This window comes from Burkholderia sp. Bp8986, from assembly GCF_003854225.1.
Lineage (GTDB): Bacteria > Pseudomonadota > Gammaproteobacteria > Burkholderiales > Burkholderiaceae > Burkholderia.
In genome coordinates, this window is record NZ_QTQM01000011.1 from 50,916 (window position 1) to 64,857 (window position 13,942).

16 protein-coding genes are annotated in these 13,942 nt (G+C 67.8%); 5 read left to right on the forward strand and 11 right to left on the reverse strand.

Annotated elements, in window-relative coordinates; all coding sequences use genetic code 11:
- Positions 1-17 precede the first annotated feature (17 nt).
- Positions 18-947: a 2-hydroxyacid dehydrogenase gene (locus DID99_RS12965; RefSeq protein ID WP_124666870.1), complete on the forward strand. Its 930-nt coding sequence runs from the start codon at positions 18-20 to the stop codon at positions 945-947.
- Between the two features lie 169 nt (positions 948-1,116).
- Positions 1,117-1,257 carry a hypothetical protein gene (locus tag DID99_RS37255; protein ID WP_185733770.1) on the forward strand — a complete coding sequence of 47 codons (141 nt, stop codon included), beginning with the start codon at positions 1,117-1,119 and terminating at the stop codon, positions 1,255-1,257.
- 151 nt (positions 1,258-1,408) lie between these two features.
- Here DID99_RS37255 and DID99_RS12970 read toward each other — a convergent pair whose 3' ends face one another.
- Together DID99_RS12970 and DID99_RS12975 are read right to left on the reverse strand one after the other, a co-directional pair.
- Positions 1,409-3,361 (reverse strand): Xaa-Pro dipeptidyl-peptidase, encoded by a 1,953-nt coding sequence (locus tag DID99_RS12970; RefSeq protein ID WP_124666871.1) that lies wholly within the window; start codon positions 3,359-3,361, stop codon positions 1,409-1,411.
- A 619-nt stretch (positions 3,362-3,980) separates the two neighbouring features.
- Positions 3,981-4,319: a helix-turn-helix transcriptional regulator gene (locus DID99_RS12975; RefSeq protein WP_044844401.1), complete on the reverse strand. Its 339-nt coding sequence runs from the start codon at positions 4,317-4,319 to the stop codon at positions 3,981-3,983.
- A 78-nt stretch (positions 4,320-4,397) separates the two neighbouring features.
- On the opposite strand from DID99_RS12975, the gene DID99_RS12980 reads away from it, so the two are divergent.
- On the forward strand, positions 4,398-5,303 hold the full coding sequence (locus DID99_RS12980) for a hypothetical protein (RefSeq protein ID WP_124485117.1): 906 nt from the start codon (positions 4,398-4,400) through the stop codon (positions 5,301-5,303).
- A gap of 279 nt (positions 5,304-5,582) precedes the next feature.
- Entirely contained in the window at positions 5,583-5,813 is a 231-nt protein-coding gene (locus DID99_RS12990) for a hypothetical protein (RefSeq protein ID WP_124666872.1), read from the forward strand.
- Between the two features lie 219 nt (positions 5,814-6,032).
- Here the strand turns inward: DID99_RS12990 and DID99_RS12995 are convergent, their stop codons facing one another.
- From DID99_RS12995 to DID99_RS13025, 7 genes are all read right to left on the reverse strand, one after another.
- The gene (locus DID99_RS12995) at positions 6,033-7,040 is read right to left on the reverse strand and encodes an aldo/keto reductase (RefSeq protein WP_124666873.1); all 1,008 of its coding nucleotides are present in this window, start codon (positions 7,038-7,040) and stop codon (positions 6,033-6,035) included.
- 74 nt (positions 7,041-7,114) lie between these two features.
- Positions 7,115-7,441: a carboxymuconolactone decarboxylase family protein gene (locus DID99_RS13000; RefSeq protein WP_059466882.1), complete on the reverse strand. Its 327-nt coding sequence runs from the start codon at positions 7,439-7,441 to the stop codon at positions 7,115-7,117.
- Between the two features lie 96 nt (positions 7,442-7,537).
- On the reverse strand, positions 7,538-8,437 hold the full coding sequence (locus DID99_RS13005) for a LysR family transcriptional regulator (RefSeq protein ID WP_124666874.1): 900 nt from the start codon (positions 8,435-8,437) through the stop codon (positions 7,538-7,540).
- Between the two features lie 144 nt (positions 8,438-8,581).
- Positions 8,582-9,430 carry an alpha/beta hydrolase family protein gene (locus DID99_RS13010; protein WP_185500329.1) on the reverse strand — a complete coding sequence of 283 codons (849 nt, stop codon included), beginning with the start codon at positions 9,428-9,430 and terminating at the stop codon, positions 8,582-8,584.
- 146 nt (positions 9,431-9,576) lie between these two features.
- Complete coding sequence (locus tag DID99_RS13015; protein ID WP_124666875.1) at positions 9,577-10,308, reverse strand: alpha/beta fold hydrolase; 732 nt, start codon at positions 10,306-10,308, stop codon at positions 9,577-9,579.
- The gene (locus DID99_RS13020; protein WP_124666876.1) at positions 10,305-11,111 is read right to left on the reverse strand and encodes a DinB family protein; all 807 of its coding nucleotides are present in this window, start codon (positions 11,109-11,111) and stop codon (positions 10,305-10,307) included. Before DID99_RS13020 ends, DID99_RS13015 begins: the two co-directional genes overlap by 4 nt.
- Positions 11,112-11,203: 92 nt before the next feature.
- Positions 11,204-11,974 carry an alpha/beta hydrolase gene (locus DID99_RS13025; protein ID WP_124666877.1) on the reverse strand — a complete coding sequence of 257 codons (771 nt, stop codon included), beginning with the start codon at positions 11,972-11,974 and terminating at the stop codon, positions 11,204-11,206.
- Positions 11,975-12,155: 181 nt separating this feature from the next.
- On the opposite strand from DID99_RS13025, the gene DID99_RS13030 reads away from it, so the two are divergent.
- Positions 12,156-12,752 carry a TetR/AcrR family transcriptional regulator gene (locus DID99_RS13030; protein WP_124485126.1) on the forward strand — a complete coding sequence of 199 codons (597 nt, stop codon included), beginning with the start codon at positions 12,156-12,158 and terminating at the stop codon, positions 12,750-12,752.
- A gap of 67 nt (positions 12,753-12,819) precedes the next feature.
- Here DID99_RS13030 and DID99_RS13035 read toward each other — a convergent pair whose 3' ends face one another.
- Both DID99_RS13035 and DID99_RS13040 read right to left on the reverse strand, forming a co-directional pair.
- Positions 12,820-13,251 carry a YciI family protein gene (locus tag DID99_RS13035; protein WP_044844390.1) on the reverse strand — a complete coding sequence of 144 codons (432 nt, stop codon included), beginning with the start codon at positions 13,249-13,251 and terminating at the stop codon, positions 12,820-12,822.
- A 241-nt stretch (positions 13,252-13,492) separates the two neighbouring features.
- Positions 13,493-13,939 (reverse strand): YciI family protein, encoded by a 447-nt coding sequence (locus DID99_RS13040; RefSeq protein ID WP_124666878.1) that lies wholly within the window; start codon positions 13,937-13,939, stop codon positions 13,493-13,495.
- Positions 13,940-13,942: the final 3 nt, after the last annotated feature.

The window sequence follows — 13,942 nt, forward strand, 5'->3', positions numbered from 1 at the left end:
TGCGGACACTTGCTGACATGAAACCCGAGCTACTGGTCCTTATCGCGCTGCGCGACGACGCGCACCGCCAGATCGCCGCGTCGTACGACGTCCACCATGCACCGACCGCCGAGGAACGCGAGCGCGCGATCGCCGAACACGGCCGCACGATTCGCGCGGTGTTGACCAACGGCAGCACGGGCCTGACAGCCGCCGAAATCGATCGTCTGCCGCAGCTCACGTTCGTCAGCGCGCTCGGCGCCGGCTACGAGCACATCGACGTCGCGCATGCGAAGGCGCGCGGCATCACCGTGGTGACGGGCGCGGGCACCAACGACGATTGCGTTGCCGATCATGCGTTCGCGCTGCTGCTGGCGGCGGTGCGCAACGTCGTGCAACTCGATGCGAAGACCCGCGCGGGCGTATGGCGCGACGCGCTGCCGATGCCGCCGAACGTGTCGGGCAAGAAGCTCGGTATCGTCGGGCTCGGCAAGATCGGCGAGAAATGCGCGCGGCGCGCGGCCGGCTTCGACATCGAGATCGGTTATCACAACCGTTCCGGGAAGGATGTTCCGTATCGCTATTTCGAGCGCGTCGAGGCGCTCGCGCAATGGGCCGATTTCCTGATCGTCGCGACGCCGGGCGGCGCGGGCACGCGTCACCTGATCGACCGCGCGGTGCTCGATGCGCTCGGCCCCGGCGGGTTTCTCGTCAACGTGTCGCGCGGCAGCGTTGTCGATACCGCCGCTTTGGCGGATGCGCTGCGCGAACGGCGCATCGCGGGCGCGGGGCTCGACGTCTACGAAGGCGAGCCGGAGCCGCCGCGCGCGCTGACGGCGCTCGACAATATCGTGCTGACGCCGCACATGGGCGGCTGGTCGCCGGAGGCGCTCGATCGCTCGGTCCAGCAGTTTCTCGACAATGCGGCGCGGCATTTCGCCGGGGAGACGGTGCTGACGCCGCTGTGAGTGTGGTCCGTGCGGCGCGCGGGCATGTATCCGCAACCCGCACGCGAAAATCGGAAAAATTCGCATCAAGGCCGGCCATTCGGCGCCGGAACGTCGATCCCGCTGCAACGACATCGCATTCCATGCCGTCCGGCTGCTGCCGGACGTGTGCCGTTCATGGAGACGATCGATGACTATCGCTGCCGTACCCTTCGTGCCGAGCCGCGGCGCGATCAGCCGCCACCCGCGCGAACATGCCGGCGACGATCAGCGCGTCGAGCGCGCGAACGTGTGGCCGGATGTCGTGCCCAGGCGTCTTGCGGCGGGCTGAGCCGCGTTGCCGATGAAGAACGGCGCCACGCAACGGTGCAGCATCGCCGCGTGGCGCCCAGGGTGCGTTTCGTGTGGATTCGGGCGCGTGCGATCGTTCACGATCGCACGCGCATCCTTTGGGCCACCGCGCCCGTTTTGCGCGCGCCGGGTCAGGACGACACCAGCGGCACCGTCACCGACGTTCCTGCCGGGTCGAGCGCGAGCCCCGTGCCCGGTGCCGGCCGCAGCGTCGCCTCGTTGTCGCTCGACAGCACGACGAGGCCGAGCCTGTGACCCGCTTCGAGCGTGTAGTCGCGCGGCATGAACGTCAGCTTCAGGTCATACGGCATGCCCGGCAGCACCGGCGCCGAGATCCAGTCCGACACGCGGTTGCGCGGATCGGTCCATGCCCGCGAGACGATCGTCGCCGTGCCGTCCGGCGCGCGGTCGACCAGCAGCGCCGTCACGTTCGCGATGCCGGTGAAGGTCAGCCGCACGCGGGCGGTCGCGGAGCCGGACAGGCGTGTCGCGGTCGTGAACGGAGTCGTTTCGAAGCGGCTGCGATGCTCGCCGGTCGGCGCGTTCGCCAGCGTGAGCGCGGGAATCGACGCATCGTCGGTGAAGCGCGCGAGCGGGCCGCCGCTCGGCAGCCGCGACAGCGTGCCGGTGCCCGTGCCGTCGCCGCCCGCGAAATACGCGACCGGCGTGGCGCGCCGCGCGGCCCAGTCGGTTTCCTTCAGCAGCGTGCCGTCGGCCTGCGCGACCACCGCGCGCGGATCGCGTTCGACGCCGTTGTCGACGCCGATCAGGTAACGCGTGAACCAGCGGTTCACCTCGGCGGTCCACGCATCGGCCATCGCCGCCACGCGGGTCGGGTCGGTGTGCTTCAGGCGATGCAGCCACAGCTGCGTCGGCACGCCCTGACGCCGCATCGCGAGATACCACGACGTCGACTGGTCGACGCGCACGTTGTCGTCGGTCAACCCTTGCGCGACGAGTGCCGGCGCGACGGCGTGCTCGGTCGGGATGTCGCGCGCGGCCCAGAACGGCGAATAGTCGCCCGTCTTGCGGTCTTCCTGCTGCAGCGCTTCGTCGACCAGGTGCGTGCAGCGCTCCGGATGCGCATTCGTCAGAAGCGCCTTGATGTAGACGTCGACGTCCTCGCCCTGATAGCCCTCCGGCGCGCGCACGAGGCCGCCCGAGCGATAGTAGCCGTACATGTTGGACAACCCGGCGATCGGCACGATCGCATCGAGCCCGCGCGTGCGCAGGCTCGCGACCATCTTCGGCAGCGTGCCGTCGTACGACACGCCGTACATGCCGACGTGGCCCGTCGACCAGCTCGCAACGATTGCCTTGCCGCTCGCATCCTTCGCGGTCGCGTCGCGGCCGAGCCAGCGGATCACCGACGCCATCGCGACGGATTCGTCGCGCGTGAGGATCGTCGGGCAGCCGTCGGAGCCGGCGGTGCCGAGCGAGTCCGCATAGACGATGGTGAAGCCGCGCGGCACGAAGTAGCCTTCGATCCATGAACGGCCGGCGGCGGCCGCTTCGAGCTGCTGCAGCATCCGCACTTGCGGCGCGGCGGCCATGATCCGCGTGGACGCGCCGCCGGGGGCGGCGGCCGTCGCAACGGGATGCGGCGAGCCGTCGAGCTCGACGTCGACATCGTGGTTCGGGCTGTCGGCAAGCCCCGCGTAGTACGGGCTCGCGAGCACGATGACCGGCGTGCGCGCGCCGTTGGCGGTTTCGGACGGACGCACGATGCGCACGTGAATGCGGTCGCGCGTGCCGTCGCCGTCGGAGTCGACCGGCGTGTCGATCCACGCGTTTTCCTCGATCGTGCCGCCGGACAGCGACGGCTGTACCTGGCCGTTGCTGATCACCGGTTTGTAGCGTCCGCCGCTCGCCGGGTTCGCGTACGGGACGCCGGACGGCGACACGCGCGCTGCGAGCGATTGAGCGCCGGCCGCCGATGCAGCGGCCTCGTCCTGTTGATTTTGCGCGAGCGCGGAGACGCCTGCCACGCTGCCGCCGTCGTCACCGCCGCACGCGGCGAGCGTCGCGGCCGCAACGAGCGCGGGTAGCCATGCGCTGCGCGATCCTCTGATATGAAATTGCATTGCCGACCTCGTTCTTTTGATTGTGTGGATACGACCGTTCCGCGATACGCCCCCTGCGGGCCGGGCCGATTACTGCATGCGACGAAGAGGAAACTGCACCATCGGGACAACGCCGGGCGCGATCCCGGCCGGAAAGCGGCGGCAGTGCATTGCGGTCATGCAGGACTACGAATCAAATGCGCGCATGCCACGCGTCCTTCCAGATGAAACGGAACGACATCATTCGATGAGACGGGGATGTTGCGAGCTGCGGTGCTGCGCTGCGAAAAAACACGACGCGACGCGCGTGCGGCGACGGAATGAAACGGATCGGCGGTTTCGGCCGCGCCGCGCATCGTGATGGCTTGCCGGTTCGCGTTTGCTTTCCGGAAGCTTGCGCAAAAGTTATCTCAGCGAAAACGGTGTGTCAAACTTTTTTAACCGTAGGTAAAAAAAATTCGAAGCGCATGCCGATGCGGCGCGCGTAGTGCGATGACCTCGCGCATGTGCGACGACGCGCTTGCCGTTGCTTCGCGTCCTGTCGCCCCAAGCAAAACGGGCGGTGACGAATCGCATTCGCCCCGCCCGCTCGCCGGATGCTCCCGGTCTTCCTTCCATTGATCAACGCCCGCGCGCGCCGTCACCCGTCATCCGCCTTCGCCTGCAGATCCTTCAACCCTTGAATCACGACCAGCAGTGCGCGCCCGTGCTCGTCGGAGCCGTCCCACGCGTCGACGATCGCGTCGCGCAGCAGGTCGTTGTAGCGGCGGCGCGCCGGACCGGTATCGACGCCGTAGAAACTGCATAGCTTGTTGAATGGCGCGCTGCGCCGCAGCCGATGCCCGTTCGACAGTCGCAGCCGCGACACGGTCGGCTGGCTGACCCCGGAAAGTCGCGCAATTTCGCTGGACGAGCGCGTGTCCGCCATCAGACGGCGTAACAGGTCTTGTACAGGAAAATCGTGATCCGGGGCTTCCATGCGATGCATTATACCTATACAGTTACGGTTGTTGAATGGGCTTGCTGTCACCAGCGAGGCTGTATCCCGAGAAAGTTGATGACACTGAAACACCTCCCTCCCACGTTCTGCTGGACGAAGATCGGTACCGAGTCCGGCGAGGAACTGCCGACCGTCGTGCTCCGCAAGGAGTGGGAGCGCCGGCTCGGAGGCGGGCGTTTTCTGTGGGGCATCAACCAGCCGCTCGGCAGCAGCGCCCAAGTCGCCGCGCATCGCACCGGCTCGCTGCTCGCGCTGTTCTCGCCGGTTGCGTCGCGTCCGCGGCCCGGCGAGCGCAAGCGCGAGGACGCGCTGCTGTGGAATGCCTGGGTCGACGCCAGCGGCCAGGTGCGGCCGCTGCCGCCGCACACGTTCATTGCAAGCCGCGCGACGCTGCCGTCGGGCCGGCGTCGCGAACAGCACTACGCGCTCGTCTGCGCATCGTCCACCGCGCTGACGGTCGGCACGCAACTGCGCGTGTGCCCCGATCACCTGCGCAGCGTGAGCACGGGCAAGCCGCTCGGCGTCGCGCAGGGCGCGGCCGTGGTCGACTGCATCGGGCGCGCGAAGGAACAGACCGGCAAGAGCTATCCGCTCGCGCTGTCGGTCGAACTCGAGGCACCGTATTTCGTGCGGCTCGCACAGCCGTGCGTGCTGAAGGCGCGCGATCTCGCCGAAGTGAACAAGGCGACGCGCGCCGGCGATTTCGACCGCTTCGTCGAACTGGTCGCGCGCTTGCGCGGCCGTTCGCCGACGGATGCCGTGCGCGGCGTCACGCGCGACCTGTTCGACGTGCCGCCGATCGAAACGGCGGCTGCCTACGTCGCGCCCACGCATGTCGCGCGGCTGCGCAGCCGGCCCGCGGCCGAGCATCCGGGCGAGCTCACCGGCGATCTGTTCGATCTGTCGCCCGGCGAAGCGGCCGCGTTCGGCGGTCTCGCGCATCCGCGCATCGGGCGCGCATGACGTTCGCGCCGCCGGTGCGCGGCGCGTGACGCGAGGCAGGGCAGATGAATGCGCGTGCAACGACGCGCATGCGTGTGGCCGCCATCTCGGCGCGCGCAAGAATTTGTTGCAATCTCGCCGTAGCGGATCGGCGGGTGCGGAGCGACAATCGCCACGAAGCGTGCCGCGCGGCGGCCGTGCATCGACAGGCTGCTTGCCGTCGTTCACGCCGCCGACATGCGCACCACGCACACTGGGCGTCGGCTTGCTTCACACAGCAACCCTGAGGGAGAAGTGTCGATGTCGACCCACACCTGTTCGCGGGAAGCCCGGGCCGCGCAACGCTTCGTCGAGGCGACGCGCAACGTCGACCAGGCGTTTCGCGCCGTGCGCGGCGAAAGCGACGACGACATCTCGTCGGCCGACTATGCACTTGCGATGTCGCGCCTCGATCGCGCGCTCGACGAACTGGCGCGCGCGCAGGAATTCTTCGATCGCGTGGTGGGCGCCGACGCCGCGCACGGCAACTGAACTGAGTTCGCGGCCTCTGCTTTTGCTTCGGCCGCGGTTGTCTGCCGTTTTTCGTTCTGATCGTTTCGCCGCGTCATGCGACGTTCGTCGGCGTGCCGACGTACCAGCATGCCGGACGACAACGTCCGGCATGTCAGTCGCTCATCCTCCGCCAACCGGCCATTACACCCGTCGCATCGTGCAGTCGGGCGGCGCGCACCCGGTTTCAGCAGACGAACATCAAACCTTCCGCCCTTCGACCGGATAACCGGGATCCGTGTACCCGTGTGTCGACGCATGTCCGGGCGGCACCAGCGAATCGACGAAGCGTTCGTCGTCGGGGCCGAGTTCGAGCGTCAACGCATCGATGTAGCTGTCCCAGTGCGCTTCGGTGCGCGGCCCGGCGATCGTCGAGCTGACGATGCGGTTCTTCATCACCCATGCGAGCGCGAACGCGACCGACGTCGTGCCGCGCGCGGCCGCGTGCTCGGCTACCTGCCGCGCGATGTGCAGCGACTCGGGCCGCCATTCCGTCTGCTGGATGCGCCGGTCGCCACGGCCCGCGCGCGAATCGGCGGGCGGCTGCGCGCCGGGCGTGTATTTGCCGGTCAGCACGCCGCGCGCGAGCGGGCTGTACGGCACGACGCCGATGCCGTAATGCGCGGCCGCCGGCAACTGTTCGACCTCGGCCGTGCGATCGACGAGGTTGTACAACGGTTCGCTCGCCACCGGGCGATCGATGCCGAGCTGGTCGGCGAGGCGCACGATCTCGGCGATGCGCCAGCCCTTGAAGTTCGACAGCCCGACGTAGCGCACCTTGCCTTGCCGGATCAGGTCTGCCACCGCGCGCATCCCTTCTTCGAGCGGCGCATCGGTCAGCGCGCGGTGGAAATAGAGGATGTCGATGTAATCGGTGCCGAGCCGCTTCAGGCTCGCGTCGACCGATTCGTAGATCCATTTGCGCGACTGGCCTTGACGGTTCGGCCCCGCGTCCGGACCGGCCGGAAAGCCGAACTTCGTCGCGACGACCCAGCTGTCGCGATGCCGCGCGATCGCACGGCCGACGATTTGTTCCGAGCGTCCGGCGTGATAGACGTCGGCCGTGTCGATGAAGTTGATGCCCTGATCGAACGCCTTGTCGATGATGCGCGTCGACGTCGCTTCGTCGGTCTCGCCGCCGAACATCATCGCGCCGAGACACAGCGGCGACACTTTCAGCGCGCTGCGCCCGAGATAGCGGTAATCCATGGTGAGGCTCCATGCGGGCGAGCGCCCGCGTCGATTGAAGTCGGTTGAATGAGCGTGCGGTCCGGATGCGGCGCTCACACGCCTGCTTCGTCGAACACGCGCTTCGCGATCGGTAGCGCCGAACTGGCGGTCGGCCAGCCCGAATAGAACGCGAGATGCGTGATCGCCTCGATCAGCTCGTCGCGCGTGATGCCGTTGTCGAGCGCCTTCTTCAGATGGAACGGCAGTTCGTTCACGCGATACAGCGCGACGAGGCTCGCGACCGTGATCAGGCTGCGATCGCGCGGCGACAGGCCGGGGCGCTGCCACACGTCGCCGAACAGCACGTTGTCGGTGTAGTCGGCGAGAGCCGGCGCGATTGCGCCGAAGGCCTGGCGCGCGGCGGAAGTCGGTTCGGACATCGAGGGCTCCGGAGGACGTGGAAGACATCGACGATGGTAGCCACCGACGCGCCTATCGATAATCCCCAGGAATGCGCATGCACTTATCGAACCGGTTCATGAATGGCCGGGATGGCGCAGCGCGTCGACGATCAGCGCGAAAGCCCGCGACGATTGCCGCCGGCTCGCGTAGTACAGGTGGTGGCCGGGAAAGGTGGGACACCAGTCGTCGAGCACGCTGACGAGCCTGCCGGTACCGACGTGCGGCGCGGCGAGTTCGGCCGGCACGTACGCAAGGCCGTAGCCTGCGAGCGCCGCGTCGAGCATTTCATAGGTGCCGTTGAACGTGACCTGGCCGTCGACGCGCACCTGCAGCGTGTCGTCGCCGCGCGCGAGTTCCCACGCGTACAGCGCGCCGTGCGTCGGCAGACGCAGGTTGATGCAGTCGTGCGCGACGAGATCCTGCGGCGTCGCGGGGTGCTCGCGTTGCGCGAAATACGCGGGCGCGCCGACGATCGCCATTTTCAGGTCGGGCGAGATGCGCACCGCGATCATGTCCTTCGCGACCTGGTCTCCCAGTCGCACGCCGATGTCGAAGCGTTCCGCGACGATATCGGACAGCCCGTAGTCGGTTACGAACTCGACCTTGAGGTCGCGGTAGTCGCGCAGGATCGGCGACAGCTTCGGCCACAGCAGCGTGCGGATCACGTAGTCGGTTGCGTTGATGCGCACGGTGCCGGCCGGTTTGTCGCGCAGTTCCGCGAGCGCCGACAGTTCGGCCTCGATTTCGTCGAAGCGCGGCGCGAGGTTGAGCAGCAGGCGCTCGCCGGCTTCTGTCGGCGCCACGCTGCGCGTCGTGCGCGTGAGCAGCCGCACACCGAGACGCGTCTCGAGCGAGCGGATCGTATGGCTGAGTGCGGATTGCGACATGCCGAGCCGGGCGGCCGCGCGCGTGAAGCTGCGCTCGCGCGCGACGGCGATGAAGGCGAGCAGGTCCGCAAAGTTGTCGCGCGGCATGGAGGAAGTCGAGTGGTCGATGCCTGCGCATCCTACCATCGGGTCCGTCGCGCGCTGCGACGACCCACGGGCGCGGCAGCGCGATGCGCGTCAGGCTGCCCGTGTCACGCCGGCCGGATGGCGCGCGACGCGGGTGGGCGGATCCTACGCGTAGCCGCCGTGCTGGAACGACGTCGCGAAGAACTGCATCTGGTAGCGGATCGCGTGCGCCCAGTAGTCCCACGTGTGACCGCCCGGACGCTCCGCATAGTCGTGCGGCACGCCGAGTGCGACGAGTCGTTGATGCAGCGTGCGGTTCGAGCTGACGAACGAGTCGTCGCGGCCGCAGTCGATCGTCAGGTCGAGATGCGCACGGACGAACGCGCGCGCGCTTTCGACGATCGCGTTGCGGTTCCAGAACGACGGATGGCGGACGGGATCGCCGAACACGTGGTCGATGCCGGGCTCGTCCTCGCAGCAGCGCGGATCGACCGCGCCGCTGATGCTGCCGACCGCGCCGAACGTGTCGGGCCGGTCGAGCGCGATGCGCAGCGCGCCGAAGCCGCCCATGCTGAGCCCGGTGATCGCACGTGCGCCCTTGGTCGCGATGGTTCTGAAGTGCATGTCGACATACGACACGACTTCGTCGCCGACGAAGGTTTCGTAGCGGCTGCCCGAGTCGAACGGGCTGTCGATGTACCAGCTTTCGTGTCCGCCGTCGGGCATCACCAGGATCACGTGATGGCGATCGGCCAGCGCGGCGATCCGCGTGTTCGCGGTCCAGTCGGTGTGGTCGCCGCCGGAGCCGTGCAGCAGGTAGACGACCGGAAAGCGCTCGACGGCGCGTTCAGGCCCGTGGCGCAGGCGCGCATAGTCGTCCGGCAGCACGACGGTCGCCTTCAGCGTCTCGTTCATCGCCGCGCTCGGGATCGCGACGACCCGCGTCTGAAAGGCGAGGGCCGGGCCCGCGACGGCGAGCAGCAGCAGTAGCCAGAACGTGCGGATCAGGTTCATGGAGCCTCGCATGTGTCGTTTCCGTTCGGCAGTCGGGCATCGGGAAAACCCTGTTTGGCGACTCTAGCAACCGTGCCTTTCAGCCAAATTTCGGCGAATCCTACGAGTTGTCAGGTGGCCGGCGCCCAGTCCGGCGGCCGCGCGCGTCAGCCGAGGCAGCGCGCCAGCGCCTCCCGGAACGCGGCGGGCCGCTCGGCCGGTATCAGGTGCCCGCAGCCGGCGATCGTCTCGAAGCCGGCGCAGCGCGCGAGCGCCCAGTCCGGCACATGCCAGCCCGCGCGCGAGCGGTCGCCGGCGACGAGCCACACCGGATGGCGCTCGAAAACTTCGGCCAGCAGCTGCAGATAGCCGGGTTCGCCCGTCGTCGCGACCACCGAGCGTCCCGTCGCGCGCAGCGTCGACGCCGGCTGATGCGCGAGCCAGCGGCGCGCGTCGTCGAGCTGGCGCGGCGACGGTTCGTCGATCGCGCCGCGCAGCCAGCCGGATGGATCGCTGCGCAGGCCGTCGAGCATCGCGTCGGCTTGCGCGGGCGACATGCGGCCGACCGACGCCGACCAGAATGCGTCGTCGAGCGTGAAGTTGCCTTCGACGTTGACGATCCGGCGCACGCGCGCCGGGTGGGCATGGGCGAACAGCATCGCGATCGCGCCGCCGATCGAGTGACCGACGAGATCGACCGGCTGCGCGCCGTAGTGCGTGTCGATGGCCTGCCGCAGATGCTCGACCTGCGCGGCGAGCGTGATCGCATCGAATGGCGCGTCGCGATGGATGCCGTAGCCGAGCAGGTCGGGGGCGAGATGCGGGCCGGGCCATGCGGGCACGTCGAACGTGCCGATGAAACCGTGGACGAAGACGACGGGCGGGGCGGGCTGGCTCATTGGGCGGTCGACGACGGAAGGGGCGGCAATTCGAGTTCGGCGAGCAGTTCGTCGAGTTCGAGCACGTGGGTGCGATCGTGGTCGAGCAGTTCGCGCACGAGTTCGTCGAGCGACATCCGGCGGATGCCGTCGCGCAGCCCGCAGCGCGCCAGTTCCGACGGTTGCAGCGCGGCGGCCGTCGCGCACAGCGCGGCGCGCCCGGCGTGGAACGTGGCAAGCGCGTCGTCGAGCGGCTGCGCCAGGTAGTCGCGCTGCGCGGCGAGTGCCGTCCCGTCGACGGAGGCGATCACCGGCAATTCGTGCGCGCGCACGACTTCGATGCGTTCGGCGAATACCGCGTCGAGGTCGCGCAGGTGGCATGCGTGCTCGACGAGCGAGAAGCCCGTGCCGGCCGGGCGGCGTGTGACGAGCACGGCGGGAAAGTGCGCGGCATACGCGGCGATCCGCGCGGGCATCGCGGCCAGCTCGACGACGACGTCGGCGAACGGCAGCACCCGCGGAAATGCGCTGAATACCGCGCCGTAGCTGAACAGCGCGCCGCCGATCCGGCCGCGCGCCTGCACGACGTCATGCCCGTGGCGGCGCATCACGTCGGCGACCATCGCGCCGCAGAACTGCCGGGCCGTCGTATCGGCTTCGATTTCGGGAAATTTGTGCGCGATTTCGTGCTGGATCGCGCCGATCGCGGCGACGCCGACACGCGACAGCGCCGCGAATTCGACATAGCGCTCAGGCCGCGCGATCAGCGCTTCGAGTTGCGCGCCGAGCGGCGTCGCGCGAAAACGGTCGAAACGGGAATGCATGATGGAAAGCGTTTGTCGGTCCAGTAACGTGTCAAAACGATACGTTACTGGACCGGCGGCGTCAACCCGGGCGCTTCGGGCAACGCGCTGCATTACTCCTTGCCGGTGCCCCGGGCTGCCTGTTCGATCAGCTTCGCGACTTCAGCGGGATGCGAGATGTAGGCGACATGGCTCGACTTGAGTTCGATCGTCTTGCTGCCGGCGCGTTGCGTCATGAAGCGTTCGAGCTCGGGGTTGATCGCGCGGTCAGCGGTGGCGACCACCGCCCAGCTCGGCTTCGTCCGCCATGCGGCGTGCGTGATCGGAACGCCGAACGACTGCGCGGCCGGCGTGACTTGCGAGATCGCCATGAATTTCGTTTGGGCGGCCGGCACGTCGGCCGCGAAGTCGGCATGGAACGACGCTTCGTCGAAATACAGATGGCCGTCTTCGGTGGCCTTGATCGCCTTTGTCGCGGGCGGCGTCTTCCTGGTCAGTTCGAGCGGGCTTTCGCCGGTGTCGGGCTGGAATGCTGCGACGTAGACGAGACCCGTGACCTTGTCGTCGTTGCCGGCTTCGGTGATCACCGCGCCGCCGTAGCTATGGCCGACGAGGATGCTCGGGCCGTCCTGCGCGTCGACGACGCGCCGGGTTGCCTTCACGTCGTCGTCGAACGACGTTTCCGGCTGCTGCACGACGGAAACCTTGTAGCCGTCACGTGTCAGGATGTTCGAGACGGCTTGCCAGCCAGAGCCGTCGGCGAAGTAGCCATGAACCAGCACGACGTTCTTGACGGGGGCCGCGACGGCCGCATGCGAGCCGAGTGCGGCGGCGGTCAGGGCGAGTGCCGCGGCGATCTGGCGGACTTGGGAAAAGCGCTTCATTTTCATTCTCCAGAAGGAAGACAGGGTAGGAACCGTCGGATATCGACAGGCGTCTTGTTCCGTCGATGAAGTCATCCTACTAGTAGGTAGGATGATGTGCAAGAAGAAATCCCGGCTGGAAAAGAGTATCTCAGGGAGGTAAACTATCCGTGTTTTTTCATCCGACTAGATGGTAGGCAAGATGACGGTATCAGGGGACAGTACGGCGGGCCGCATACTCGAAGCCGGGCGGCAACTGATCATGCGGCGCGGCTACAGCGGGTTCAGTTATGCCGACATCGCCGACGCGATCGACATCAGGAAGGCGAGCATTCACCACCACTTTCCGACGAAGGCGGATCTGGCGGTCGCCGTGCTGCAGCAGTCGCAGGCGAAATTCGATGCCGACATGGCGTTGCTCGACGCGAGCGGTGCCGACGCGCTGGTGCAGATGCGCGCATACATCGGCTACTGGGAACGCTGCATCGCGGACGACAGCGCGCCGTTCTGCGTCGCCGGCATGCTCGGCGCGGAGTTGCCGGCGCTGCCCGACGAAGTCGCGCGGGCGGTGAAGGCGCATTTCGACGACCTTGCGGCGTGGCTGGTGCGCGTGCTCGACACCGGGGTGAAAGACGGCGTCGTGCAGCCGGGCGTGTCGGTGCAGACCGAGGCCGCGACGTTCGTGTCGCTGGTCTATGGCGCGATGCTTGCCGCGCGGGCGTACGGCAATGCCGGGATGTTCAGGGACGTGACCGCTGGGGCGGTCGAGCGGCTCGCGGTGCCGCGCAACCGCGCGTGAGCCGTGCCGCGTCGGCGGGTAGCGAAGGCGCCCGGCGGTCATGTGGAGTCGCCAGACGCCGCACGGCTTACGTGCGCTTCCCGGCCTCGGCTTGCGCGCTCAGTGTCGCTTTCAGCGCCTGCAGTTCGGCCGTGAATGCCGGGCTGAAGTCCTCGGCTTCGAACAGCGGGCGGATTTCGATGTCGGAGTCGCCGCGCATCGGATTCGGGCAGCGCTTCACCCATTCGACCGCTTCTTCCATCGATTTCACCTGCCACAGCCAGAAGCCGGCGACGAGCTCCTTCGTTTCGGCGAACGGGCCGTCGATGACGGTGCGGTTCTTGCCGGCAAAGTGGACGCGCTTGCCGCGCATGCTCGGCTGCAAGCCGTCGGCGATCAGCAGGATGCCGGCCTTCGCCAGCTCCTCGTTGAAGCGGCCCATCGCAGCGAACATTTCAGGGTCGGGCATCCGGCCGGATTCGGAATCGGCGGTGGCCTTGACGATTACCAGGACGCGCATGGTCGTATCTCCTTGGGGTGGGTGGTCGGATGACCGTCCGCCGGAAGGCGAACGGGGCTTACGACATCAGGACGGCCGGCAAGCAGGGAAATCGACAACGGAGGTGAAAAAAAAGCGCCGAAGGGCAGGCTGGAACGGCGGGTGGCGCGGTGCCGGGGCGCGATCGACCCGAGACTTTCCGGGCGGGCCGCCGCGCACGGCTGCGAGGCGGCCCGCCCGGCGGGCAGGTCAGTGCGCTCCGTCAGTTCCCGGCCGGCGGCGCCTTCGGGCAGTCGCCGAGTTGCGCGCGCAGCCGCGCTTCCTGCTCCTGCAGCTCGGGCGTGAATTCCGCGCCGAAATCCTCGGGCGAGAACACCTGGCGGATCTCGATGTCCGATTCGATCGGCATCGGGTTCGGACAGCGCTTGACCCATTCGACGGCTTCTTCCATCGAGTCGACCTGCCACAGCCAGTAGCCGGCGATCAGTTCCTTGGTTTCGGCGAACGGGCCGTCGATGACGGTCCGGTCCTTGCCGGAGAAGTGCACGCGCTTGCCGCGCGAACTCGGGTGCAGCCCTTCGCCGGCCAGCATCACGCCGGCCTTCACGAGTTCCTCGTTGTACTGGCCCATCGCGGCCAGCAGTTCGGTATCGGGCATCGCGCCCGATTCGGAAATGGCCGTTGCCTTGACGATTACCATGACGCGCATCGT